This window comes from Acidobacteriota bacterium (assembly GCA_016196065.1).
In the GTDB taxonomy this organism is placed as follows: domain Bacteria; phylum Acidobacteriota; class Terriglobia; order Terriglobales; family Acidobacteriaceae; genus Acidiflorens.
Window position 1 is genome coordinate 393099 of record JACPYL010000008.1, and the last position, 25551, is coordinate 418649.

General features: G+C 56.7%; 17 protein-coding genes and 1 pseudogene. 9 read left to right on the top strand and 9 right to left on the bottom strand.

Translation table 11 applies throughout. The features are described from left to right. The first annotated feature begins 8 nt into the window (after window positions 1-8). Window positions 9-1820 (top strand): M48 family metalloprotease, encoded by a 1812-nt coding sequence (locus tag HY010_02760; protein ID MBI3474627.1) that lies wholly within the window; start codon window positions 9-11, stop codon window positions 1818-1820. Between the two features lie 384 nt (window positions 1821-2204). Here the strand turns inward: HY010_02760 and HY010_02765 are convergent, their stop codons facing one another. Together HY010_02765 and HY010_02770 are read right to left on the bottom strand one after the other, a co-directional pair. Continuing rightward, window positions 2205-5558 carry a PD40 domain-containing protein gene (locus HY010_02765; protein ID MBI3474628.1) on the bottom strand — a complete coding sequence of 1118 codons (3354 nt, stop codon included), beginning with the start codon at window positions 5556-5558 and terminating at the stop codon, window positions 2205-2207. Window positions 5559-5701: 143 nt separating this feature from the next. Continuing rightward, complete coding sequence (locus HY010_02770) at window positions 5702-7141, bottom strand: hypothetical protein (GenBank protein MBI3474629.1); 1440 nt, start codon at window positions 7139-7141, stop codon at window positions 5702-5704. A 248-nt stretch (window positions 7142-7389) separates the two neighbouring features. Here HY010_02770 and HY010_02775 point away from each other — a divergent pair, with 248 nt between their 5' ends. Continuing rightward, window positions 7390-7740 carry an IPT/TIG domain-containing protein gene (locus tag HY010_02775; protein ID MBI3474630.1) on the top strand — a complete coding sequence of 117 codons (351 nt, stop codon included), beginning with the start codon at window positions 7390-7392 and terminating at the stop codon, window positions 7738-7740. 7 nt (window positions 7741-7747) lie between these two features. Here the strand turns inward: HY010_02775 and HY010_02780 are convergent, their stop codons facing one another. Next, window positions 7748-8464, bottom strand: a complete 717-nt coding sequence (locus tag HY010_02780; protein MBI3474631.1) for an HAD family hydrolase — start codon at window positions 8462-8464, stop codon at window positions 7748-7750. A 47-nt stretch (window positions 8465-8511) separates the two neighbouring features. Between HY010_02780 and HY010_02785 the strand changes: the two genes are divergently transcribed. Beyond that, window positions 8512-10239, top strand: coding sequence for a Zn-dependent hydrolase (locus HY010_02785; GenBank protein MBI3474632.1), 1728 nt, complete (start codon window positions 8512-8514; stop codon window positions 10237-10239). Window positions 10240-10617: 378 nt separating this feature from the next. Here HY010_02785 and HY010_02790 read toward each other — a convergent pair whose 3' ends face one another. The 6 genes and pseudogenes from HY010_02790 to dprA form a co-directional block, all read right to left on the bottom strand. After that, window positions 10618-11466 carry an ABC transporter substrate-binding protein gene (locus HY010_02790; protein ID MBI3474633.1) on the bottom strand — a complete coding sequence of 283 codons (849 nt, stop codon included), beginning with the start codon at window positions 11464-11466 and terminating at the stop codon, window positions 10618-10620. Between the two features lie 229 nt (window positions 11467-11695). Beyond that, window positions 11696-12271: a biotin transporter BioY gene (locus HY010_02795; protein ID MBI3474634.1), complete on the bottom strand. Its 576-nt coding sequence runs from the start codon at window positions 12269-12271 to the stop codon at window positions 11696-11698. A 264-nt stretch (window positions 12272-12535) separates the two neighbouring features. Continuing rightward, window positions 12536-12994 carry a hypothetical protein gene (locus HY010_02800; GenBank protein ID MBI3474635.1) on the bottom strand — a complete coding sequence of 153 codons (459 nt, stop codon included), beginning with the start codon at window positions 12992-12994 and terminating at the stop codon, window positions 12536-12538. 65 nt (window positions 12995-13059) lie between these two features. Then, window positions 13060-15579 carry a type I DNA topoisomerase gene (topA, locus tag HY010_02805; protein ID MBI3474636.1) on the bottom strand — a complete coding sequence of 840 codons (2520 nt, stop codon included), beginning with the start codon at window positions 15577-15579 and terminating at the stop codon, window positions 13060-13062. Window positions 15580-15714: 135 nt separating this feature from the next. Next, window positions 15715-16082 (bottom strand): annotated as a pseudogene (locus HY010_02810) (four helix bundle protein). 61 nt (window positions 16083-16143) lie between these two features. Then, window positions 16144-17310: a DNA-protecting protein DprA gene (gene dprA / locus HY010_02815; protein ID MBI3474637.1), complete on the bottom strand. Its 1167-nt coding sequence runs from the start codon at window positions 17308-17310 to the stop codon at window positions 16144-16146. A 78-nt stretch (window positions 17311-17388) separates the two neighbouring features. On the opposite strand from dprA, the gene HY010_02820 reads away from it, so the two are divergent. The 6 genes from HY010_02820 (at window position 17389) to HY010_02845 (ending at window position 25460) form a co-directional block, all read left to right on the top strand. Continuing rightward, window positions 17389-18201, top strand: coding sequence for a menaquinone biosynthesis protein (locus HY010_02820; GenBank protein ID MBI3474638.1), 813 nt, complete (start codon window positions 17389-17391; stop codon window positions 18199-18201). A 215-nt stretch (window positions 18202-18416) separates the two neighbouring features. After that, on the top strand, window positions 18417-19454 hold the full coding sequence (locus HY010_02825; protein ID MBI3474639.1) for a hypothetical protein: 1038 nt from the start codon (window positions 18417-18419) through the stop codon (window positions 19452-19454). A 404-nt stretch (window positions 19455-19858) separates the two neighbouring features. Continuing rightward, entirely contained in the window at window positions 19859-20467 is a 609-nt protein-coding gene (locus tag HY010_02830) for a VTT domain-containing protein (GenBank protein MBI3474640.1), read from the top strand. 310 nt (window positions 20468-20777) lie between these two features. Continuing rightward, window positions 20778-21824: a dehypoxanthine futalosine cyclase gene (gene mqnC / locus HY010_02835; protein ID MBI3474641.1), complete on the top strand. Its 1047-nt coding sequence runs from the start codon at window positions 20778-20780 to the stop codon at window positions 21822-21824. Between the two features lie 277 nt (window positions 21825-22101). Further along, entirely contained in the window at window positions 22102-23748 is a 1647-nt protein-coding gene (locus HY010_02840) for a carboxypeptidase regulatory-like domain-containing protein (protein ID MBI3474642.1), read from the top strand. Window positions 23749-23831: 83 nt separating this feature from the next. Further along, window positions 23832-25460: a glycosyltransferase gene (locus tag HY010_02845; GenBank protein ID MBI3474643.1), complete on the top strand. Its 1629-nt coding sequence runs from the start codon at window positions 23832-23834 to the stop codon at window positions 25458-25460. Window positions 25461-25551 lie beyond the last annotated feature (91 nt).

A 25551-nucleotide genomic window follows, 5' to 3' on the forward strand; every position in this document is an offset into this window, starting at 1 on the left:
TGAGAGTCATGCGTACTTCGAAATGGATGGTTCTGGCCCTGCTGGTTCTATCGGTCACGATGACGGCGGCAGTGGCACAACAGTCGGCACCGGCACCTGGAACTCAGCAGCCCGTTTCGGCAAGCCCGCAATCGGGTCCGGCTGCAGAGCCCGCCTCGGCGAGCCAACCTATTTCCGCGACACCTGCGCCGCCGCCTCCGGTGGCTGCGCCCGTGACCATGGATCAGGTCGTCGACCGCGTGATCGAGCGCGAGAAGGGCCTTGTCAAAATGATGGCCCCGCGCACGCCCGTGGTGGAGACCTATCTCCAGAACCTGACGCAGGACACGGCATTGGGTCCGGTCCCGAGCGATGACCGGTACTTCCTCGGCCGCATGGACCTGAGCGAATCCATCGACCGTTCTGACTACCTGAAAGAGAAAGACGACGGCATGGAGAAGCGCCTGCTCGGCGGCGTCACCAAGATGTTCAAGTTCCAGTACACGCCGCTCGGCTTTTCGTGGATGATTTACGCCGATCGCAATGACTTCGATCGCCAGCACTACGATTTCCGCTATGTGCGCCGCGAATTCATGGGCGATGTCCGTACCCTCGTGTTCGACGTCACACCCAAGAAAACAGCTGGCAAGGGCCGCTTCCTCGGACGCGTCTGGGTTGAGGATCAGGACTTCAACATCGTTCGCTTGAACGGAACGTATACCCATCCTTCGCGCAACACCTACTACTTCCACATGGACAGCTGGAGACTGAACCTGGTCCCCGGATATTGGGTACCGACTTACATCTACAGCGAAGAAGGCGACTTCACCGCTGGCGCCAAGAACAAGATTGCGTTCAAGGCACAGACCCGCATGTGGGGATATAACCTGAAGACTGGCGCCGCCAACGACGAACTGACGCAGATTCGCGTGGACAGCGTGAAAGACGACACGCCATCGGCACAAGACGCTTCTCCGCTGGCCGCCCAGCGCGAATGGCAGCAGCAAGCCGAAGACAACGTTCTGGAACGCCTGGAACGCTCCGGATTGCTGGCTCCCGAAGGCGAACTCGACAAGGTTCTGCAGACCGTCGTCAACAACCTGCAGATCACCAACAATATCGAATTGCCGCGTCCGATCCGTACGCGCGTCCTGATCACGTCTCCGCTGGAAACCTTCAGCGTGGGCAACACGATTGTCATCAGCCGTGGCATGATCGACGTCCTGCCGGACGAAGCCAGCCTGGCCGCTGTACTCTCGCATGAACTGTCGCACATCGTGCTTGGACACAACCTGGGAAGCCAGTACGCTTTCAACGACCGCATGCTGTTCTCGGACGAAGGAACGTACCAGAACCTCGGTTTCAAGCACATTCCCGAAGAGGAAGCAGCCGCCGACAAGAAAGCGGTGGAAATGCTGAAGAACTCGCCTTACGCGCAGAAGCTGGACGCGGCCGGCTTGTTCATCAAGGTTCTGCAAACGCGCGCGCCCCAGCTGGCCGCTCTGCTGCAGGCCCACCTCGGCAACAGCATTGCTGAAAATGGCACGGTCACTCGCATGTCTTCACTGGCAACATCGGCTCCGGCTCTCGACTGGAACAAACTGGACCAGATCGCTGCCCTGCCGCTTGGTGGACGCGTCCGACTCAATGCCTGGGACAACAAAGTAGAAATGGTCAAGGCGCAGCCGGTAGCAATCACTTCAGCACGCGACAAGATGCCGTTTGAAGTCACTCCATTTTTCCCGCGTTTAACGCGTTTTGGTGCGAACTCAGTTCCCGCCACGACGGCGCCCGCAACCACTGCGAGTTCCGCCAACGCGACTCCTAGCCCGACGAACTAAGTCGGCTCACGAGGTGAACGAAGCGCAGGCCGGGACCGGAAGAAATTCCGGGGCCCGGCCTTGTGTCTTTCTGGGGGAAATAATCAGCAGCCCTGGTTTGCTCAGCGGCGAGCCAGCGGCATGAAAAGGCAGCCGACATCCAACGCGGCATGATGGCCGCAAGCGTGCGCCCACACGATCCCGCAGGCAGGTTGACCTCAGCCGCTGAAGCGGAAATCGACATGACGCTGGATCGCAGCGGTGAACCGCTGCGCCACCCAAAAACTACCACCCAATACTACTTCCAATGGTGCAAAGCCTCACAACACTGCAAAGGCACACAAGACCGCAAAGCCACAAAACTGCAAAGTACAGCGCAGCAATCCACTCCACCTTGGATCCAACTCACTTCCCCAGGTCGTCTCCCTGGTGAAAATTCGGATAGGGCGGTTTCTTGTATTTCGGTAACGGGTTCTTGTTCAGTAGATCGAGCACGACAGCGACTGCCTTCTCCAGTTGCGGATCGTGGCCCTGCCGCACGGCTGCCGGATCGAGTTCAACGTCGTAGTCCGGCTTGATGCCGTGGCCCTCCACTTCAAACTCACCCGCTAATCCAAAGAGGGCACCGCGCGGAGCGGTGACTCCCCCGCCATCGATGAAGTCGGGGTAGTCCCATATGCCGACGAGCCCGCCCCAGGTCTGTTTGCCAACGAGAGGTCCGATACCAGCTTTGCGGAAATACCAGGGTTGAGCGTCTCCGCCGGAGCCCGCCATTTCATTGATGATCATCGCTTTCGGTCCGTAGATGGCGGCGCCAGGGCTACCGAAATCCTCTCCTTCGCGCGTTTCTCCGAGACTCATGAGCGGACGCCGCAAGGAATCAATGATGTAATCGGCAAGATCTCCGCCTTCGTTGAAACGCTCGTCGAGGACGGCGGCCTCCTTGCCGACCTGCGCGAAGTAGTAGCGATTGAAGCTGGAGAAACCACCTCCCGCTGTGTTGGGCAAGTGAACGTAGGCCACGCGGCCTCCACTGAGTTCGTCGACTTTGCGGCGATTGCCTTCGATCCACGCGAGATGACGCAAACCAGTTTCGCTGTCGATCGGAATGACCGTGACTTCGCGCGATTCCTTGCCATCTGGATTGGGTCCAACCTTGATGGTCACCTGCTTACCGGCGGTGCCTTCAAAGAAGCTGTCGATGTCATCGGACCCATGCAGATCGCGTCCGGCGACTGCGAGAATGTATTCACCAACCTTGACGTTCACTCCCGGCTGCGTGAGCGGAGCTTGCAGGTCGGGATTCCAGTTCTCTCCGTTGAAGACGCGCGCCACGCGATAGCGATTGTTGTCGATGGCGTAATCGGCTCCCAGCAGTCCGGTCTTCACCGGCTTGATTTCAGGACGGTATCCACCGCCAACAAAGACATGGCCAACCTGGATTTCGCCGAGGGCGTCTTCAAACAGATAATTCAGTTCGTCGCGCGAGCCCAGGCCATCGATGTAAGGAGCATATTTCTTCTCTGCTTTTGCGAGATCCAGGCCGTGGTGATTGGGGTCATAGAGGAAGTCGCGCTCGATGCGCCAGGCTTCGTGATACTGCTGCTTCCACATCGCGCGGGGCTCGATGTAGACCTGCATGCCTTCGAGTTTCAGTGGGCCCTCGCCGGGCTTGGGAGGACCGGCTCCGGCACTGGGCGCTTCCGCGGTGGCGCTGATTACGAATTGCTCACCCTTGCGGTAAAGCATCTTTCCGCCGTCGTCAGACAGGGTGTAGTCGTTCACTTCTTCAAGGAACTTGTCGACTTTGCGTTTACTCAGGTCGAACTTCCAGAGAGTAGTTTTCAAGTCTTCCTGATCGCTCTCTCGGATCACCGAGGGGCCTTCGGCGAGAAACAGGATTCCGGTCGCACCAGCAGACAACCCTAGATAGCCTCGAGATGGGATGGGAAGGGCGAGAATGCGCTGCCCGATGCCGTCCATATCAACGCGCACCGACACAGGCTCTTCTTTTTTCTTTTCTGTTTCTTCCTTCGCTTCTTCGACAGCTTTGTCTTTTGATTTGCCCGTTTTGACTTTGATTTCTACTTTCTTCGATTCTTCTTTTGCTTCCTTGATTTTTTCTTCGTCACTCTCAGGCGCCAACGGAGAGACATCGTCCTTCCGCAGCACGGCTACATACACGCTCCGAGACTGGGGATGGTCGAGGCTCGACATGTCGAGCCAACTTGCTCCCAGTCCAACATCGGTGCTGGCCGTGAAGTAGAGGCTCTTGCCGTTCTTGTCGAAGACGGCATACTCCGCATCGCTGAGGCCGTCAGAAATCTGGAAGGCTTTGGATTGGTCCAACGAATATACGAATACCGCGCGCAAATGATTGGCCAGCTGCTTCGTGTAGGTAATCCACTTGCTGTCGGGAGCCCAGGCGGGATGCAGGTTGCGCCGGGGATCGTCGTAACGATCGGTATCAGCCTTGGTCAGCTTGCCGGTGGCAACTTCTGCAATCCACACATTCAAGCGCTTGTCGGTATACAGAATCTTCTTGCTGTCAGGCGACCACACAGGGTTGTAGAAGTAAGACGGCGGTGTTCCGAGACTGATGTGCTGCACTGCCCCGCTACCGTTCTGCTCGCGAACCTGTAATTCATATTCGCCGGGTTCGTCGGAGAAATAGCATATCCATTTTCCATCCGGCGACCAGGCTGGATCGCGGTCCGCAACGGCTGGACTATGAGTAAGATTGCGGATGTCCCCTTTGTCAGACGGAATCGTGAAGATCTCGCCCCACGCTTCGGCAACCACGCGAACACCGGCCGGAGACAGGCTGAAATTTTGCAGACGCTTCGCTTCCACCTTCACAAATTGCGGGCGAACTTCAGGAAGATCTCCACTGACTTTCACATTGATGGTTTGGACTTGCCCGGTTGGCAGGTCAAGAAGCTTCAGCGCACCGAATTGCTCGATCACGATGGCGTCCGGTCCGGCCGAGGCCGACTTGAAATCGAACCCATCGTTCTTCACGACTTCGCGGACCTGCTTGCTCTCGGTGTCATACGCAAACAGGCTCACGGCTCCATTCCGGTCCGATAGAAAGTAAATCGTGTTGCCCACCCACATGGGATTGAAGTCGTTGGAATTCTCGCGGGGGATCTTCTGCACGGAAGAGTCCTTGAGATCGGCGATCCAAATCGGAGTCGTTTGCCCGCCGCGATAGTGTTTCCAGGCACGCTGCCATTTCCCGTGGGGCACGTAGGCGAGATGACTTCCGTCGGGCGAAAGCACGCCTTCTTCGGCGATGGGCAGAGGAAGTTCGGCCGCCGGGCCACCGCCTACCGGAACCGTGTAGAGCTGATTATTCGCGTGATAGTACGCATGGCGGTTGGAGCGAAAGAGAACGCCCTTGCCGTCGGGAGTCCATCCCATAGCCTCGTCGTCGGCTGGATGATAAGTCAGGCGTTTCGGCTGTCCGCCAGTGGCGGGCATCACGTACACGTCGCGATTGCCGGCGTAGCTGCCGGTAAAGGCAATCATCGAACCGTCCGGCGAAAACCGGGCGTCAATGTTAGTGCCGGCTGCGGACGTCAGGCGGTGGGCGTCTCCGCCATTGCGACTCACGGACCAAAGATCGCCGCCGTAGGTAAAAACGATCTCCGTCTTGCTGACGGTTGGTTCCCGCAAAAGAAGCGGCGCGGATTGTGCGTGAATTTGAACACTACAAAGAAAGGCGGCAGCACACAGAGCGAAGACAAGCTTTCGCATGAAGGGCTCCTGGAAGAAGAACTGAGCATCTTAGCATCATCAATGCTCCTCCGCGTGGACCGCGAGGCCAGCAAATGGAACGGCGCCGCCTTGCCTCATTGCAACCGAGTCAAGACAGCGCCGTTGATCGAGACATCAACCGACTAGTTGACGGTTACCGTCACTGTGGCCGATGGAATTCCGTTGGCGACTACTTCGAGCGTGCTGGCGCCGGTTTCGGCGGCGGAAGGAACATCGAAGTTGGTGGATACAATAGCGGTGCCGGTTGCTACACCCATGGTGCTGTGGTTGTGGGTACGGGCGTAGAACACGTGTTTCGTGCTTTTGTTGGTGATCCGCACCAATGGATAGTTGGTGTTGGTTTCAAACTCGTCTCCGAAAGAAGCAGCCTGTGAAAGACCGTTGAACTGCGTTCCGGAAATCGAGTATGTAGAGCCACGCGTGATCGTGCCCGGAGACGACGAGATCGTCGGAGCCCAGGCTGGGAGATACGTTCCTGTCGGATTGTAGAGCTGAACCTGGTTCCCGGAAACCAGCACTTGGCCGCTCGGCAACATCATCAGTGCTCCGTAGCCCGCGATTGTGAAGTTCAGATTCGTTCCATCGAATTCATAGAATCTTCCTGAATTTCCAGCAACCAGTACATTGCCATTCGGGAGCAGTGCTGCCCAGGAATCGCCGGCGTTGTCACCATTCGGAAAATCTGGTCCAGCCGTCCAAAGGCCTTTGCTCGCGAGCTTGGGTCCAGGATGAAAGATCGCAGTATGTCCGGGGCCGGCACCGCCGTTGGTGTACGAACCCGTGGCGAACACCGTGCCGTCTGGGCGCAGGACAGCGGGACCCACTTCTCCGGGCGGGAAGTAGCAGCCGGTGGGGTAGGTAATGCAGCCCTGAATGTCGGTTGGAGAATGTAAATCGACAATCGTCGAGCCCGCAGTGACCCACTTTGACAACGTGGGGAGGTACCGTTCGGCATGGGGCGCGGACTTCACATCAAAGGTCAGGACGGAACCGTTCGGCATCAGCGTCCAACCTTCTTCAGCGTTGAAGTCTTTCTTGTGAGTCGAGAGGACAGCAGTCCAGGTCAATGTCGCGGGATCAAGGACAGCCATATCTTTTGTTACTTTGTTGCCGAGCAGAAACCGTCCGTCCGGCAACACTACAGAAGGCGAGTCCCCGATGGTGGTCCACCCGGTGGGGGGATTCACCGCGGTCCACTGGTTAGCCTTCGGATCGTAGATCGCGCCTTTGTTGGTGAGCACGAAATTATTGCCGAGATATTCGCCGCCTTCGATCAGAACGCGGCCATCGCCGAGGACCGCTGAGGAAAAAGCGTCGGGATTATAACCGGATGGCAAGCTGGCGACCTGCGTCCAAGTCCCTTTCAGATAGCTTCCCGTATTGTCAGGAGTAAGTTTGTACCAACTGGTTCCTGAACCCTGGAAAATGACCGTGCCATCGGTGAGCAGGAAGCTCATTCCCACTCCGGCAGGGGGCTGGTGCGTGAGCGTTTGAAGCGTTTGCGCCGTCGAAGTGCCGGCCAAGAGCAGCGTAGCGATCGCAAGAAGAAAATGCTTGAGCAAGTCGAACCACCTTTCGTGAACATCCGCGCGGCCTGCCCAGGGACATCCCCACAGACTATCCCTGATTTGCGGCCATCTTCGGGGGCGAAGAGCGAAACGCAGCGGGCACTGATGGTATCAAATCCGCACCCAGCGGGCCAAGTGGCATGTGTATTCGATTGGACAAGAAAGTGACATGGCAATGACAAAGCCATAACTGGAGATTGTTAGCCTGAGCACAATCTGCATAACGCAGCATGGAGAAAACTATGTCACGATTCTGTCTTTGCTTTCTTTTGACCCTCGCCCTGTTCACGACGGCGTGCGGCTATGGGTCTCACTACAACATGGGGGGAACCGGTTCCCCAACACTCACCAGCCTCGTTCCGGCTACGGCAACGGCGGGCGACGCGACCTTCACACTAACGGTGGATGGCAGCAATTTTGGCGCTGACTCCGTCGTCTTTTGGAATGGCACGGCCCTGCCTTCGACATATGGCACGGGTAATCAAGTCACCGCTACCGTCTCCGCGCAGGATGTCGCAACCGCCGGCGAGTTCCCGGTGTACGTACGTTCCGCTGCAAAGAACTCGAACATCATGAATTTCACGGTGCAATAGCAGCAGGTTAAAAGTGGTTGCGCAGGTCGGCGAAATGTTCGACGACGAGCAGGTGTTGCGCAGCAGGGGCGGGAACGAGTTCGTCGTGTTCGAGAATCCAGGTGTTGTCATGCGGCACGAACACCGCATGCAAACCGGCGGCGAGTGCCGGATTAATATCTGATTTCGGACTGTTCCCGACCATCCACGTGCTGTCGGACTGAAGCGCGTATTTGGAAATCACCGACCGGTAACACTTCTCATCCTTCTCCGGAACGATTTCAATCGCCGCAAAGTACTCCTTCAGTCCTGACCGCTCGACTTTGCCGGCCTGCTCGACGGGATTCCCTTTTGTCACCATCAGAACGTGATGCCGCTCACCCAGGTAAGCGAGAGTTTCCGGTACGCCTGCCAGTATCTCGATGGGATGTTCGGCGATCTGATGGGCGAAACTTTGAATGCGCTCGTGCAATTCGGGCGTGATCGGTTCGACGGAAAGCTTTTCAAAGGTCGCGACCAGCGAATGAGAAAAGCTGTGCAGCCCGTAACCGTGCTTTACGATCGAATCCCGTTCCGCATCGTTCAGTACTTCCCGAACCTGCTCCGGGGAATGATCCCGATGATCTAGGAAGGAAATAAAGCGGCCAATGGCGCGCTCGAAGTAGATATTGTTCTCCCAGAGGGTGTCATCGGCATCGATGAGCAGGGTCTGAGCGCCATTTTGCACGGTCATACGTCTAATCATAGCGCCTTCGGGCAACTCCTTGAATTTGATAGAATTGAATGCATTCAATGAAAAATAATTGGTTCCTGGCGGTTCTCTTTCTCCTTGTCCTCATGTCTATTTCGGGCTCATCACAAACCAAGGCACCTGCGAAAAAGACGCGCAAGATGACCGGATCGGCTGCGACCGGCCCGGTTACATCTGGATTGAAAGTCGCTCCCGATCTTGACAAGCGCCTGGCCAAGTTCCGGCGCGTCAAAATGCCGTTCAACCGCGCTGGGCTGACTGCGCGCGAACAGAAATTGGTCGGCAAACTGGTGGAGGCGTGCGGCTATCTCGACAGTATTTACTGGCGGCAGAGCGATCCGGAAGCGCTGGCACTCTACCAGTCGCTGGAGTCGAGCACGAATATCCGCGATGTCCGGCTCCGCACGTATTTGAAACTCAATGCCGCGCGCTTCGACTTGATTGACGAAAATAAGCCGTTTGTTGGCGCCGATCCGATGCCCGCAGGGCGCGGATTTTATCCCACGGACTTGACTCGCGAAAAAGTCGAGCAGTATGTGAAAGATCATCCCGATCAAAAAGACGCGATCTACGACCAGTTCACCGTGGTCCGATGGAAAGATGGAAAGCTGGAGACGGTTCCCTACCACGTTTTCTATCGTCCATTTCTTGAGCCGGCGGCAAAGGCGCTGCGGGACGCGGCAATCCTGAGTGATGATCCGGCGTTCGCGAAGTTTCTTGAGTTGCGCGCCGATGCGCTTCTGAGTGACGACTACTTTCCGAGCGACCTGGCGTGGCTTGACCTGAAGCATCCGAAATTCGACATTATTTTTGCGCCCTACGAAACCTACATGGACAGCCTGCTCGGCGTGAAGGGATCGTACGGAGCGGCTGTTATGGTCCGTAACGAGCGCGAGAGCAAAAAACTGGAACTGTTTCAGAAATACGTTGCCGACATTCAGGACGCGCTGCCTCTGGCAGCGGAAGACCGTCCGTCAAAGCGCGGGCTGGAAACACCGATGGAAGTGATGGACACTCCATTCCGCGCGGGCGATCTGACGCACGGATACCAGGCGGTAGCCGACAATCTGCCAAACGATCCGCGCGTGCATGAACAGAAAGGCAGCAAGAAGCTTTTCTTCAAGAACTTCATGGACGCGCGCGTGAACTACGTGTTCCTGCCAGTCGCGCGCAAACTGATGGAACCCAAGCAGGCCGCCAAAGTGACCGGCGACGGATACATGGAAGACACGATCATGCACGAGATCGCGCATGGCATCGGTCCGGCATTTGCGCGGACGGCGAATGGGAAAGTCAGCATCCGTGAAGCCATCGGACACGCCTTCAGTGGTCTGGAAGAAGCGAAAGCTGATGTGGTCGGCATGTTCGGCCTGAAGTGGCTGGTCGATCACGACGCATTGCCCAAAGCAAAGCTGGAAGAGTACTACGCATCGTATGTCGGAGGAATGTTTCGCACCGTGCGCTTTGGAACAGCCGAGGCCCACGGGCAGGCGGAGATGATGGAGTTCAACTATCTCTCCGAACGCGGGGCGATTCACCGCAATGCGAATGGCCGATATGTGGTTGACTACGAGAAGATGCCCGGCGCGGTAGCCGATCTGGCGAAGGAACTCCTCGAAATCGAAGCCACCGGCGACCGCGAGCGCTGCGAGAACTGGTTCAAGAAGTATGGACAGATGCCGGAGGAGCTGAAAACCGCTCTGAAAGCGGCGTCTGACGTGCCGGTGGATGTGGATCCGGCGTTTGAGTTTGCGGAGAAGGTGAAGTAGGGAGCTTCGGGCTTTGAGCTACGAGCAACCGCTTCTTTGCGAAGCGCGGTGGATGGGCGCACTCAACGAAATATGCTCGAGTTGGTGAGTTTCTTAAACTGTCATCCTGAGCGCAACAGAGTTATCGGCAAAGCCGATGTAGAGGGTGCCGGAAGCGCTGGCAACGTTTCTTCGTAAGTTGCGCGCGACGCAATGTGCCGCAGCGAGTTCGCTGCGTGCTGCGCCGAGTGAATGCCTTGCATCACCTTCGCCACTGCCCCCGGTGAAGGGATCCTTCGACTCCGCAGAAACTCACTTCGTGAGTTTCTCCTGCGCTCAGGATGACAGCTGCAGAAAATTGGTTCGCTCGAAGCTCATAGCTCGCGGCTCGCAGCTACTTCACACCCACTCCACCCGCGGCGTCACTGGAATAATCCCCGCCTTGTGTCCCATATCGAGCAACCGCCGGACCGCTTCCCTGCCGTCGTCGCCGTAGTCGAGGGTGCGTTCGTTGACGTACATGCCGACAAATTTGTCGGCGAGTTGGGCGTCAAGGTCGCGGGCGAATTGCATTGCGTAGGAGAGAGCTTCTTCGCGGTGATCGAGGGCGTACTGGATGCTGTCGCGCAGGGCCTGGGTCACATTCGTGATCGTTTCAGCGCCGAGCGAGCGGCGGATCGCATTCCCGCCTAGCGGCAGGGGCAGGCCGGTGACTTTCTGCCACCATTTTCCTAGGTCAACGACGCGCTGCAATCCGGCTTTCGAATAGCTGAGCTGGCCTTCGTGGATGATCAGTCCGGCTTCGAATTTGCCTTCCACTACCTGCGGGATGATCTGATCGAAGGGAACAACTTCAGTTTCGATCCCCGGCGCGAATAGTTCCAGGGCTAGATAGGCGGTCGTCAGTTTGCCGGGAATGGCGATTTTGATTTTCTTGATTTCAGTCTGCGAGAAGGGGCGCGGCGAGACGATCATCGGACCGTAGCCGTCGCCGACGCTGCCTCCGCAGGCCATGAGCGCGTAGTGGTCCTGGATGTAGGGATAGGCGTGAAACGACACTGCCGTCACGTCGTAGACCCCCTCCTGCGCTTTCTGGTTCAGGGTTTCGATATCGCAAAGAGTGTGGTTGAAACGCAGTCCGGGCACGCGGACTTTGTTGGTGGCGAGGCCGTAGAACATGAAGGCATCGTCAGAGTCCGGGCTGTGAGCCACGTTGATATCGCGAACGGGAGCGGAGACAGTATTCATAAGAATTCAAGGATTTCTACAAGCGGAGGGCTAACCCCTCAGGGGCTAAAGCCTGGTCTTCCACTCCGGCATAATCGCAGCGCTGAAGCGCTGCGCCACCCAAAAGCAACGTCATGAATACAACGGCACAGAAGCAACCTCGTGAAAGCAACGTCACGATAGCAACGTGGCGAGAGCAGTGTCACGATAACAACGTCTTTGAAGCAACGCCTTGAAAACAACGTCCGTTCTAGGAACGTGGAGAAAGCCGTTTGTTCCAGCGTTCTGCGAAACCGGCGGCCATTACGATCTTGATCACTTCGGCGAATACGAACCAGTACAAGCCCCACTTGATTGCCTGCGACATGGAGTGCGTCAGAGCGAACAGCCATCCCAAGCCACCTGCGAACAACACGATCTCACCGGCGAAACCTGCAACGGCCGCCCACGCGAAGCGTCGCGAGGAATGTTCGTAGATCCATCCGGCAACAAACGCTACCAACGGATACGCCATCAAGAAACCGCCTGTCGGCCCAAGAATCTGTGCGATTCCGCCGGGGCCAGCCGGATTGAAAACAGGCAGACCGGAGGCTCCTTCCATCAGGTAGACCGCCATCACGGCAAAGCCGCGGCGCGATCCCAGGAGCAATCCGACGAGCAAGACCCCAAAATTTTGCAGGGTCAGCGGCACGGGCGTAGGCAAAGGCACGGTCAGGCGTGCGCACAGAGCCACAAAGAGGCTGGCGCCGATCACAATACCGGCCTGCTTGGCCCACTCCACGGACCGGCTGGGGCGTTCGAGAGCTTGGATCGCTACTTTGGACATAGAAAATCCTCTCTGCGTGGGCGAATCGTACATCTGCAGGTCACACCTCTGCAGATCAAGCCTCGGAAGGAGGCTGGTCGTGGTCATCCAGTGGCGGCTTGGGACTAGCGGCAGGGCGCTTCATTTGATGGCGCACCTGCACATACAGAAGCATCCCAACCACAACCACTACCACCGTACTGGCTCCGAGTATGAGGAACCACCAGAGCATCCGCACAGCAATTTAGGATAGCAGAAGCGAGGGCCGCCGGATTGTGACTCGTGTCACTTGGAGGGCTTTGCCATCGATTTCAGGCGCTGCTGGACGTTTTTCGAGACGCGCTCCAGGCGTTTGCGGGCCAGCTTTGACCCCGTAGCGAGCTTCTCAATGTTGGCGAAGGCATCGGGATTGCCCATCTTCTCGCGGATTTCCTTCAAGAATGGCTGGATCTTCGCGAAGATGAAAAACATCTCGCCGCTCACTCCACCTTGCAGGAAGAGTTCCTGGTTGACCGCGCCGAGCAGAACCATCGACGACGCCATGTCCCAATAACCGCCTACCTGGCGCAGCCAGGCATTTTCCTGACCGGGAAAAGCGTTGGCAACCTTCAGAAATTCGTCGGCACTGGTAGGCCAGAATTCGGCTGTGGCCCAGTGGCGGGCCTTGCGCATCTCCGCTTCGCGGCGGAGATCGTACAGTTGCATGATGACCTGGGCGTCGTGGGCAGTTGGTTTTTTTGCCATCGCATTGTCCTCAGTATTCTGAATTTGAAAGTAGCGCCCGCTCCTTTGTCTGGGACAGGGCGCCGCTACGAAACTGTTGCTCCCGCTGCATCCGCGCTGGTTGGTTCCGCGGCGCGCTCGTAATCACATTCCTTGTTGGGGCAGGCAATCACTGTGCCGTCCTTGCGCAGGCGCTCGACCAGAAATTCGTGACCGCAACTCGGACACTTCTCCGCAATCGGTTTTGCAGCCGAAGTGAACTTGCACTTTGGATAGCGTCCGCATCCGTAGAACGTGTTGCCTTTGCGGGCACGCTTTTCGACCAGGTCGCCTTCCTTGCAATCCGGGCACTTTACCCCGATGAAATTCTGCTTCACGTACTTGCAGTCGGGATACCCGCTGCATGACGTGAACTCACCGTAACGCCCGTGGCGGATGATCAGGTTGCGCGTCTTGCACTCCGGACAGATCTCTTCGAGTGGAATATCCGGCACGCGCTTGCCCTGATCGAGTCGGCGTGTCGTCTTGCAATCAGGATATCCAGTGCAGGCCATGAACTGGCCAAAGCGTCCGCGCTTGAGAACCATGACCCGGCCGCAGTTCTCGCAATATTCCTCCTGCGCCGTTTCCTGCATGTCGGCAGAGTCGAGGTCGGGCAGGTTAATCGGATTTTCTTTGGTGAACTTGCAGCTTTCAGGATTTTCCTTGTCGTAGGTGCTGCACGCATAGAAAGATCCGTGCTTGCCCCACTTGATAACCAGCGGCGAACCGCAGAGTTCACACTTTTCGTCCGTCGGCTTCTCCATACGCTTGATGTTTTCCATGTGCTTCTCGGCGTATTTGAGATCCTTGGAGAATTTCTTGTAGAACTCGGCGAGCGTGTCGGTCCACGTCTCCTTGCCTTCTTCAATGTCGTCCAGCTCTTCTTCCAGATGCGCGGTGTACTGGAAATCGAAGATGTCCTTGAAGTTTTCGACCAGCAGGTCGGTAACAACCAGGCCGATTTCGGTCGGAGCAAACTTGCCGCCAATCTTGGTGGCGTACTGGCGCTCCTGAATGGTGCTAAGGATGGTTGCGTAGGTCGAGGGACGCCCGATGCCGCGTTCTTCCAGTTCTTTCACGAGCGACGCTTCGTTGTAGCGCGGAGGCGGCTCGGTGAAATGCTGTTCGGGCTTCAATTCTTTCAACGTCAGCTTCTGTCCGGTTTCGAGCGGCGGTAGTTTGTGTTTTAGCTCTTCGTCCTCTTCGTCCTTATTGTCCTTGGACTCTTCATAGACTTTGAGGAAGCCGTCGAACTTCATGACCGAACCGGTGACACGGAACCAGAATGTTTCGCTGGCGGACTTCGCGTCAATGTCGACCGTCGTCTGATCGAAGATCGCCGGATTCATCTGCGACGCGATGAAGCGCTGCCAGATGAGTTTGTATACCTTGAACTCGTCTTCCTGCAGATATTGCTTGACGGTGTCGGGATGCCGCATCGCCGACGTCGGACGAATCGCTTCGTGCGCGGCCTGCGCTTCCTTCTTCTCCTTATATGTATTCGGCGTCTCCGGAATGTACTGAGGGCCAAACTGCTCGGCAATGTATTCGCGCACTTCGACGATGGCGTCAGGAGAGACGCGGGTCGAATCGGTACGCATGTAAGTAATCAGGCCGACCAGCCCTTCTTCGCCCAGTTCAATGCCTTCATAGAGTCGCTGCGCGATCATCATCGTGCGCTTGACGCTGAAGCGCAGCTTGCGCGACGAATCCTGCTGCAACTTGCTGGTCGTGAACGGAGGAGTCGCATTGCGGCGACGCTCTTTCTTTTCTACCGAGCGAACCAGCCAGTCGGACTTCTCCAGAGCCGCGCGGATCTTTTCGGCGTCCTCGCCGTTGGTGACTTCTACTTTTTCTTCGCCTTTACCGACGAAGCGGGCGTCGAACGCCGGGGGCTTGTCGCCCGACAGATGGGCGTCGATGGTCCAATATTCTTTCTTTTCGAAGGCCTTAATCTCGCGTTCGCGATCAACGATCAGGCGCAGCGCAACGGTCTGGACGCGTCCGGCGGAAATACCACGGCGAACTTTGTCCCATAAAAGAGGAGAGACCTGATATCCCACCAGACGGTCAAGAACGCGGCGAGCCTGCTGGGCGTCGACCAGGTTGCGATCGATGTCGCGAGGATTTTCAAACGCAGCCTTCACGGCGCGCTGGGTGATTTCGTTGAAGGTGACGCGGCGGATGTTCACGCCATCGGGATGCTCTTCCAGCTCCTTCTGCGCCTTCTTGCTGACTTTCCCCTTTTTCTTTTTCTTTTCGCCGTCGCCAAGTTCAAACGCAAGGTGCGCAGCGATGGCTTCGCCTTCGCGGTCCGGGTCTGGCGCCAGGTAGATCATGTCGGCTGACTGCGCCAGCTTCTTCAGCTTGGCGAGCACCTTCTCTTTGCCAGGGATGACGATGTATTCGGTTTCGAAATCGTTGTCGATGTCGACGCCGAGACTGCTCTTGGGCAGATCCTTCACGTGGCCGTACGAGGCATCCACGGTGAAGCCCTTGCCTAAATACTTCTGAATTGTTTTCGCCTTGGCAGGCGATTCGACGATGACGAGTCCTTTGGACAATGGTTCCTCAGTTTGCCAATTGTTGGATTTGAAACTAGCACGAACAGGCAAGGGGCAACAACTGCACTTCCCCGTTAGCTACTAGCTACTGGCTGCTAGCTACTAGCAATCACGAGCTTTGCCGCCACTATGATCCTAGCCGGATCGCCGTACGGGTTGGACCTTCTGAACAAGCGAAGTCAACATTCTTTGCACCTCTTGGATCTTCTGTTCCGTCTTTTGGAAGTCGGCTTCTAGAAGGAGGCCCAAGTCCTTTGCTAGAAGCAAGTGGTATTCAGTTTCACTGGCGGAACCTCGCGCGATTTGCAGGAAGCGCGTCATCTCTCGTCTGAGTGCCGCCCGCAGCCTTCCGCGATATTCGCTCCGATCGAAGCCGCGGAACGCCGCACTTGTGAGGCGATGCCGTAAATTTCATCGCGAGGAAACGATCGCGTCACACCATAGATCAATACCGTCAATTCGTGAGCCTTTGACCACACCCTCAACTCCTTAAAGTCCTTCATATTGCCTCCGTTCGAGTAGCTGTTTGCTAGAGGTCAGAAGCTAGTAGCTAGCAGCCCGCAGCTAAAAGCTCTTCACAAAATTCTTTCCCGGCAACTGCCGGATTTTCCCGCTTAGTTCCAGCTCAAAAAGTGCGGCGAAGATTTCTGAAGAGGAGACTTCGCTTTCCAGGGTCTCGACGATCTCGTCAATGTGTGTCGATTCGTCTGGCTTCAACAATCGAAGGATTTTCCTTTCATACGGCGAGGTGTCGTCTTCGGGGAATAGAGATGCGGTTTCGGAGGCGGAAGATTCATCGCGGACGGCGGTGAGAGTGTCTTGAATGTCCGTAGGTAGTTCTTCCCAAACGTCTTCCCAGGTTGCAACCAACTTGGCACCCTGCTTAATCAAAGTGTTCGGTCCCCACGATCCTTTATTGGTTACGTTGCCGGGGACGGCATACACGTCACGGTTCTGTTCGAGCGCGCAGCGGGCGGTGATCCGCGTTCCGCTATATTCAGCAGCTTCGACGACCAGCACGCCGACCGACATGCCGCTGATGATGCGGTTGCGGATCGGAAAATTCTGAGGCGCGGCAAATGTGCCGATCGGAAACTCGGAAATCAGTGCGCCTCCGAGGCTCAGGATCTGCTCCGCGAGGCGCGAATTTTCTTTGGGATACAACACGTCAACGCCCGTGCCAAATACGGCAACTGTTTTTCCTCCCGCTGCGATTGCGCCGCGATGCGAGGCGGTATCCACGCCACGCGCCATGCCACTGATGATGACCAGTCCGCGGGCGGCCAGATCTTTGGATAATCGCTCGGCCATACCAAGTCCGTAGGGCGTTGGGTGCCGCGTGCCGACCATCGCGATACCCGCCAGCGAGAGCACTTCGACGCTGCCGCGCACAAAAAGTACAACCGGCGGATCGTAGATTTCTTTCAGGTGACTTGGATACGCAGGATCGTCGAGAGCGATGATCTTCGCGCCGCAAGCGACTGCCTTTGCAGTCTCCTGCTGCGCCAGTTCCATCGAGTCCCCCGTGGCCAACGATTGCGCGGAGGCAACGGGCATCCCAGTCGCTTCCAGTTCCGTGAGGGTGGCCTGAAACACGCGTTCGGCGCTGCCAAAGTGCTCAACAAGTTTCCGAACACGCGTGGGACCAAGGCGCGGCGTCAGCGCGAGGGCCAACCAGTAGGCGGCCGGTTGCAGCGTGGAATTCGGCGTACTGAGGACAGGGCTCGACATGGTGCGTGGACTCTACGGGCTTGGCAAGCGGCTGTCTGTGAGGGCGCGCACACCATATTTGTTAGAATTCGTAAATCAATGAGCCGGTTGAAGATTTCGGCGATTTCCTATCTGAACACGGCCCCGCTCCTGTGGGATTTCGAGCATGGAGATGCGGGCGCTGACTTCGAAATTTCCTACACGGTGCCGTCGGCCTGTGCGGCGGCCCTGCACTCAGGAACGGCGGATATCGGGATCATTCCCGCCGCTGCCTACAGCACCATCCCCGGCCTGGTCATTGTTCCTGAAATCGCGATTGCGGCACGCCACCCGGTGCGATCCATTCTGCTGGTCAGCAAGGTTCCTATCGAAAAAGTACGCACGGTGGCGCTCGACACTTCGTCGATGACCTCGGTTGCCTTAACTCAAATTCTGTTCGCGAAGTGGCTAGGCGGCGCGCGCGACTACAAGGCCATGGATCCCGATCTGGACGTAATGCTCAGCGCGTGCGATGCCGGGTTACTCATTGGAGACCCGGCCCTGCAAGTTGACCGTGGGCGTTACGTCACGCTGGATCTGGCCGAGGAGTGGATCGCGCGAACGGGCAAGTCATTCGTGTTTGCGTTCTGGGCGATTCGCCGGGAAGCGCTTGCCGGACGCGACGCCCCTGCAATTGGCGATATATTCAAGAAATCGCGGGATCATGGTTTGCGTCCAGAGAATCTGGAGAATGTTGTGCAGGAGTGGGGGCCGCGGCTGAATTTGTCCGCCGCGGTGATCCGGAGGTATCTCACACATAACATTCATTACTACCTCGATCCGCCGTGCCTGGAGGGATTGCAGCTTTTCTACCGCTACGGGGCGGAACAGGGCGTCTTGCCTTCGGTGCGGGAATTGGAATTTGCAGTTTAGGAAAATTGGCCCCCTCTCCATTCTCCCCAGACCATGCGCCATGAACTTCGTCCCACGACCGCCATCGGTTCGTGTTTCGGGCGGATTGCGCAAACAGTTGCCATTTAGCTGCACTCCGGATGATCGTTGCATATTTATTTTCGAAACATCGCCGATTGGCGCCCGGAATACGCACTATTGTATGAACGGGAATTTCTGTGAGGAGAAAATCGTTTATGAAGGTCGTCGTCTTTGCTTGTTGCTGTCTGTTGATGGTTGGTCTCGCAACGCAACCGTCCCTCGCCGCATGGGGACCATTCGCTTCGATGGGAAGCACTACGGTGAATTCCGATCCCTCGTGCGCGCCGATGCCCGGAGGAAAAGCAGTCTGCTCGGCACGTGGTTTCACCAACAGTCTGCTGGTCAACCAATTTGATGGAACCGCCTGGTCGGGCTGGACGAAGCTTGCCGGGACGGTGACGTCCGGTCCCAGTTGCGCAACAGACGGCAATGGGAAAGTGATTTGCGCCGCGCGCGCCGCAAGTGGCGTGATGGTCTACACCATCTTCAATGGCACCACGTGGTCCGCGGAGGTGAAGCTCAAGGGCCTGTTGGCGAGCGGCCCGAGTTGTGCCAGCCTGGGCGCTGGGCGTGTGCTCTGCGCTGCGCGCAGTTCCAGTGGCGGCCTCACATCCAGCGTCTTTAGTGGAACGGCCTGGAGCACCTTCGATAACCAGGCCGCGACCAGCACCAGCGAACCGAGTTGTGGCGGTGACGATGCCGGTCGAGCAGTCTGCGCCATGCGGGACACGACGGGAAAGATTATCGTCAACCGCTACAACGGAACTGCCTGGGACGGATTCCTCAACATTGGGGGGCTCGCCAGCGACGGGCCGGTTTGCTCGAACTTCGGCATCGGCAGCCATGTAGTGTGCTTCGCCCGCGGGACCGACATGAACTATTTCGGCAGTCAATTCTTAGGGGGATCATGGGTCGCGGCGCAATGGACGACATGGTCATCGCTCGCAGGAGGGTTCGTGTATTCCAAAGGCGGTTGTGCCGTGATTGGAACCGGACAAATGATCTGCGGAGTCATCGCCGTGACGGACAGTGGCTTTTACATCACGCAATTCAATGGGAGCAACTGGAGCAGTTACCTCGGCCTCGGGCAGACTTCAATCGGCAACCCGGGGTGTACCACGCTAGGCGGCGGTAAGGCGCTATGCACGGTCGTCGGTGTGAACAACAAGGTGCAGAGTACGGTCGGGCCGTAAGTTGGCTGAAGCCTAAGAGGACGGGCACAGGGGCGAGGGATCCTCCAGGTTCGGTGCGCTTTCGGTAGTGGGCTACTTTGAAGTACCGAATAGATTCAAGCCCACTAGGAACGCCATAACTGCAGCCCCTGACACAATGACAAGAAATACGAGAGTGCCTACAGCCATGCCAATCCAGTAGCTGATGGGTTCCTTGTCCCGGCGAGAGGTGTGGCCTTTGACCGTAAGGACACCACTGCGGAAGGATTCGTAGTAACCCTTCCCAAGGAGGAAGGCCACCGTCGCACACAAAAAGAATATGCAGAGTTCGCGTGCCATTTTGAATCACGATTCTAAGCGGAAGTAGCCCATTACCGCGCTGTCACATCGCAACTTCCTCGCTCCAATCCTGTTTTAATAAGGAAATGCCATCGTTCGCGGTTGTCCTGCTTGCCACCCACAAGAGCGCGTTGCGATGGCTGATTGGCTTGGGCGGTCCCGGTTTGATTCTTCTGGGCCTCGCCGACAACTCGCTCGTTCCCATGCCCGGTAGCACCGACGTGGTCACGATTCTTTTGGCGGCACACCACCGCGAATGGTGGATCTACTATGCGCTGATGGCCACGAACGGAGCCGTTCTTGGCGGTTTTCTAACTTACCGGATGGCGCGACGAGGCGGCAAGGCAACGCTGGAGAAAAGGTTCTCGCAGAAGAGAATCAAAAAGGTCTACGCGATTTTTGAGCGATGGGGATTCGCGTCGGTAGCAATCTCGGCAATCCTGCCGCCGCCCTTTCCGATTGTTCCCATTCTTCTGGCCGCCGGAGCCATGCAATATCCCACCAGGAAGTTCCTGAGCGCTTTGGCGGTTGGGCGCGGCATTCGATTCACGATCCTGGGATATCTCGGAGCGCACTACGGAACGCACATCGTGCGTTTCTTCGCGAAGTACTACTGGCCGGTGCTGATCGTTTTGATCGCTTCAGCAGTTTTAGGCGCGCTGCTCGGGCTGTACCAGTATTTGCGGAGAAAATAACGCAGTGCTGCAGTGCGACGCATCATTGATTCGTATCAGGGGTTTGTCGTGGATTGGCATCAGGGATGCGTAGCGGGGATTCGTATCAGGGCATCGCTTTAGCGATGCCGCAATGCCCGGAACAGAGACGCGGCTTTAGCCGCTGGGGGCAACGCCGGCGCTGAAGCCGATCGAGTGGTCGATCCTTGGGCGGGCCTGAAGACCCGGCCCTGTTACGAATCTTTTCAAACGGCACCTCCGACGAAAATAACGCAAACTCGCACCCAACTCGTATCACCAGCTAAAATAGAGGTGATTGAGGGGTGAGAGGATGGCGTTGACCAAACAGCAAGCTCTGGAGATGTTTCAGTCCGATGATCTGATCGGCATTGGCATGGAAGCCGATGCGGTGCGCCGCCGGATTCATCCCGAGGGCACGGTCACCTACATCATCGACCGCAATATCAATTACACGAATTTTTGCACCGAGTACTGCACGTTCTGCGCTTTCTACCGCCCACTGAAGGGACCCGCTTCCAAAGAAGGCTACATCCTCGATTTCGAAACCATCTACGACAAGATTCAGGAGACGGTGGAACTGGGCGGCACGGGCGTTCTCATGCAGGGTGGACTGCATCCGGACCTCAAAATCGATTGGCACGAAAAAATGCTGAGCGGCATCAAGCAACGCTTTCCAAAGATTCATCTGCATTGCTATTCCGCGTCGGAGATTTTAGCGATCGCGGAATACAGCGATCTCAACGTGCGCGACACAATCGTCCGCCTGCGTGACGCCGGATTGGATTCCATCCCTGGTGGTGGAGCTGAAATTCTCGACGATGAAGTTCGGCACAAGATTGCCCGTCTGAAATGCCTGACCGAGGATTGGCTGCTGGTGCATCGCACGGCACATCAACTCGGCATGCGTACGACGGCCACCATGATGTTTGGCGTTGGCGAAACCGCGGAGCATCGCATCAATCATTTCCAGAAGCTTTATGAACTCCAGGAAGAGACGGGCGGATTCACCGCTTTTATCCCGTGGAGTTTCCAACCAGCCAACACGGCCCTGGGCGGACGACGCTGGGAGGAAGCCACTGCGGTGGAGTATCTGAAAGTTCTGGCGATCTCGCGGCTGTATCTGTCGAATTTTCTGAATGTGCAATCGAGTTGGGTAACGCAGGGATTGAAAGTCTGCCAGATGGGCCTACGTTTTGGCGGCAATGATGTCGGCTCCGTGATGCTGGAAGAAAATGTGGTGCGGGCGGCAGGCGTCACGAACTGCACGACGGAGGAAGAATTGCGCCGCATTATCCGCGATGCCGGATTCCGTCCGGCGCAGCGGGATACGTTGTACCGGCAGTATTTCCTGAATTAGTTGACCAGGGCGTCGATTTTGGGTGGCGCAGCGCTTCAGCGCTGCGATGGGGATCATTATCTGCTTGGGCTTCAGCCCTGAGGGCCCGTCATTGTGCGGTTCTTCTAATTTTCGGGCGCAGGAGTAACTGACATTGCCTCTTCCTTGCGACCACTCGACCGCAGCGGCTAAAGCCTATTTATTTTTTAGCGGTGATCGCAGCGGTAAACCGCTGCGCCACCCAAAACCAACGACAGCATCGACTTTCGTTTCCGTTTTCAAATCTGCGCTCACAGGGATGAGATTTACCCCTATCAATCGCTCGTTCGCTCTCATTTTCCTTGTTGGCTTCATTCTGTTGATTCAGGCAAGAGCGCAAGACGCGACTCACACTTCTACCGCAACGTTGGCAGGCGTGGTCGTCAAGGAACCAGGTAGCCAGCCACTGAAGAAAGTCTTGCTCCACCTGATTGCGGAAGATCAAAAAGATGGCGGCAACTACACTGCTGACACCGACTCCGAGGGACATTTTCAGTTTGAGAAAGTGCAGCCAGGACGCTACCGCATGCTGCTGGAGAAAACTGGATTCCATCCCATCAATCTGCGCGGGCGGCAGTCGGACGGCTCGGTCCTCAGCATAAGGACGGGGCAGGAAATCAACGACTTGCTCTTCCAGATGGTATCGGCGGCCGTCGTCACTGGCCGGGTCGTCGATGAAGACGGCGATTCACTGCCGGCCTTCGGGGTGACACTCTGGCGCAGGCGTCCCGGCAAAACGCGAGATCCAGAGATTGCAGGGGAAGAACGCACCAACGATCGGGGTGAGTACCGATTTTCGGGACTCTTCCCGGGTCAGTATTACGTCGCGGTGATTCCACCACCGGACGTCCGCAATTTCATTCGTACCAAAGAGAAAGATGATCCTCCCAAACCGAATCTGAGCTATTTGACCACGTACTATCCGAGCACCAACGATTTCACGCAGGCGGCGGCGATTGATCTGCGGGCGGGCGACGAGATGCCGGTGAACTTCTCGCTGATTCCCGCACGGACGTATCGCATTCGTGGCATGGTCACGGGTATTCCTGCCAACCAGAAACCCATGGTGCAACTGATGTCCAAGGGAGTGGGGCGGACGATGAATGGAGCCGACGTGGCGGCCGATGGCCAATTTGAGATTCGAGGAGTTGCGCCGGGATCGTATTCGATTACAGTTTTCGCCGGCTCGGAAGGGCAAATACTGAGTGCCCGGGAGAGCGTGTCAGTGGTTGCAGCCGACGTAGAGGGACTGAAACTCACTCCCGTTCAGCCTTTCACCATCGCCGGGGCCGTCCGTTTCGACGCCCCAGTTCCGCGGCAACTTGCGCAATGTTCGGTCTATCTGCGCGCGCTGGAAGACGACGAGTCAACATCCAGCCCTGGCGGTGTCGTGACTGCGCAGGTCGATCGTTTCGGAAGTTTTCAGTGGACGGGCGTTATGCCTGGCGCCTACGTCGCGCAATTCAGTTGTGACAGCGAGCGCGACTTGTATTTGAAGTACGTCCGAATCGGTGCCAGCCACAACGATGCGGGCTTTCGTTTAACGGGACCTGCTTCCGTAGAACTGGTAGTAAGTCCGAAAAGTGGGATTCTCGAAGGCGTTGTCATGGATCACGACAATCCGTCATCCAATGCAAATGTTGTGGCCGTTCCGGAAGAGAAGTATCGAAAAATTACAGAACACTTCGGCACCGGATCCACGGATCAGAACGGACATTTCACGATTCGAGGGCTCACCCCGGGCAGCTACATGGTTTTCGCGTGGCAGGACTTGGATGAAGGCTTGTTCTACGATTCCGCATTTCTCAAATCTCAGGAATCGAATGGCGTGTCGTTGAAGGTCGAAGAAGCGTCAAGGCAGAAGATCGAGTTGAAAATCTCGGATGTCGGCGACGACTGGCGATAGGCTGGGTCGCAGGTCTTAGGTGTCAGGAAACCCGCTGTCGGCTGTCAGGTACAATGACTGGTCGTCTCTACCCTTCTGAATTCATGACTGTCATCCTCTCCAATGCTGCAATCGTGTTGGCTTTTGCGCCGAAGGGCGTATTGCCATATATCCGGCAGCATTTTCTGGATAAGACTTTTCAGGGACTTTACAAAATCAATGGATTTGATCTCGCGCTACTCATTCCCTATTTCATCGTTCTGATTATTCTGGCCGCGTACGGCGCGCATCGCTATTGGCTGGTCTATCTTTATTACAAAAACAAGAAAAACAAGACGACCGAACCCGCCGCTCGTTTCGACGAACTCCCGCGCGTCACAGTGCAACTGCCAATTTTCAATGAGCAGTATGTTGTGGATCGCCTGCTGGACGCGATCTGCAAACTCGATTACCCGCGCGAAAAGCTCGACATACAACTGCTTGACGACTCAACCGACGAAACCGTCGCCGTAGCGCGCGAACTGGTCGAGCGTTATGCTGCGCTTGGACACCCTGTTTACTACCTCCACCGCGAAAATCGCGCCGGTTACAAAGCAGGCGCGCTTGAAGAAGGACTGAAAACTGCCAAGGGTGAATTCGTCGCGATCTTCGACGCCGACTTCGTGCCTCCCACAGATTTTCTGATGAAGTGCATTCATCACTTCACGAATCCGAAGATCGGGATGGTGCAAACTCGTTGGACTCATATCAACCGGACCTACTCGTTGCTCACCGAGGTGGAAGCGATTCTGCTCGATGGCCACTTTGTGCTGGAGCACTCCGGACGCGCCCGCAGCGGTGTTTTCTTTAACTTCAACGGCACGGCAGGCATGTGGCGGCGTGTTGCCATAGAAGAAGCGGGAGGCTGGCAACACGACACACTGACGGAAGATACCGATCTTTCTTACCGGGCACAGCTCAAGGGATGGAAATTTCTCTATCTACAGGACGTGGAGTGTCCTGCCGAGTTGCCGGTAGAGATGACTGCCTTCAAGACGCAGCAGGCGCGCTGGGCAAAGGGATTGATCCAGGTATCGAAGAAAATTCTGCCGAAGGTATTCGCCAGCGATGTGCCGCGGGCGGTTAAGGTCGAAGCGTGGTATCACCTGACCGCGAATCTCAGCTATCCGCTGATGATCGTACTTTCCGTGCTGTTGATGCCGGCCATGATCATCCGCTTCTACCAGGGCTGGTTTCAGATGCTTTATATCGATCTGCCCTTGTTCATGGCATCGACGTTTTCAATTTCGAGTTTCTATCTGGTTTCACAAAAGGAACTTTTCCCGAAAACGTGGCTGCGCGCATTTCTCTTCCTGCCGCTTCTGATGGCTCTGGGGATTGGCTTGACCATCACCAACACGCGCGCGGTTCTGGAAGCGCTGGCGGGCAAGCAAACGGCATTTGCGCGCACTCCTAAATATCGTGTGGAGTCAAAGAAAGACAAAGTGGGCGGCGCCAGCAAATATCGCAAGCGCCTGGGATGGGTTCCCTGGATCGAGCTAATGATTGGGACCTACTTCGCGGCAGCGGTGTATTACGCGATCGACAACGAAAACTACTTCACGGTTCCCTTCCTCCTGCTCTTCGTGCTGGGCTACTGGTGTACTGGCCTGATGTCGTTGCTGCAAGGCCGCTTCAGCGGCATGTCGGTCAGTTCCGATGCGCACAGCAAGCCTTTCCCGGTGGGCGTCTAATCCAGCAGATGCGAGGCCGCGCGCTGCGAAAAAATCCCAGCGCTTCTCCTGCAACCGTTGTGCGAGAAGAAGGGCCGGGATTCAAACCTGC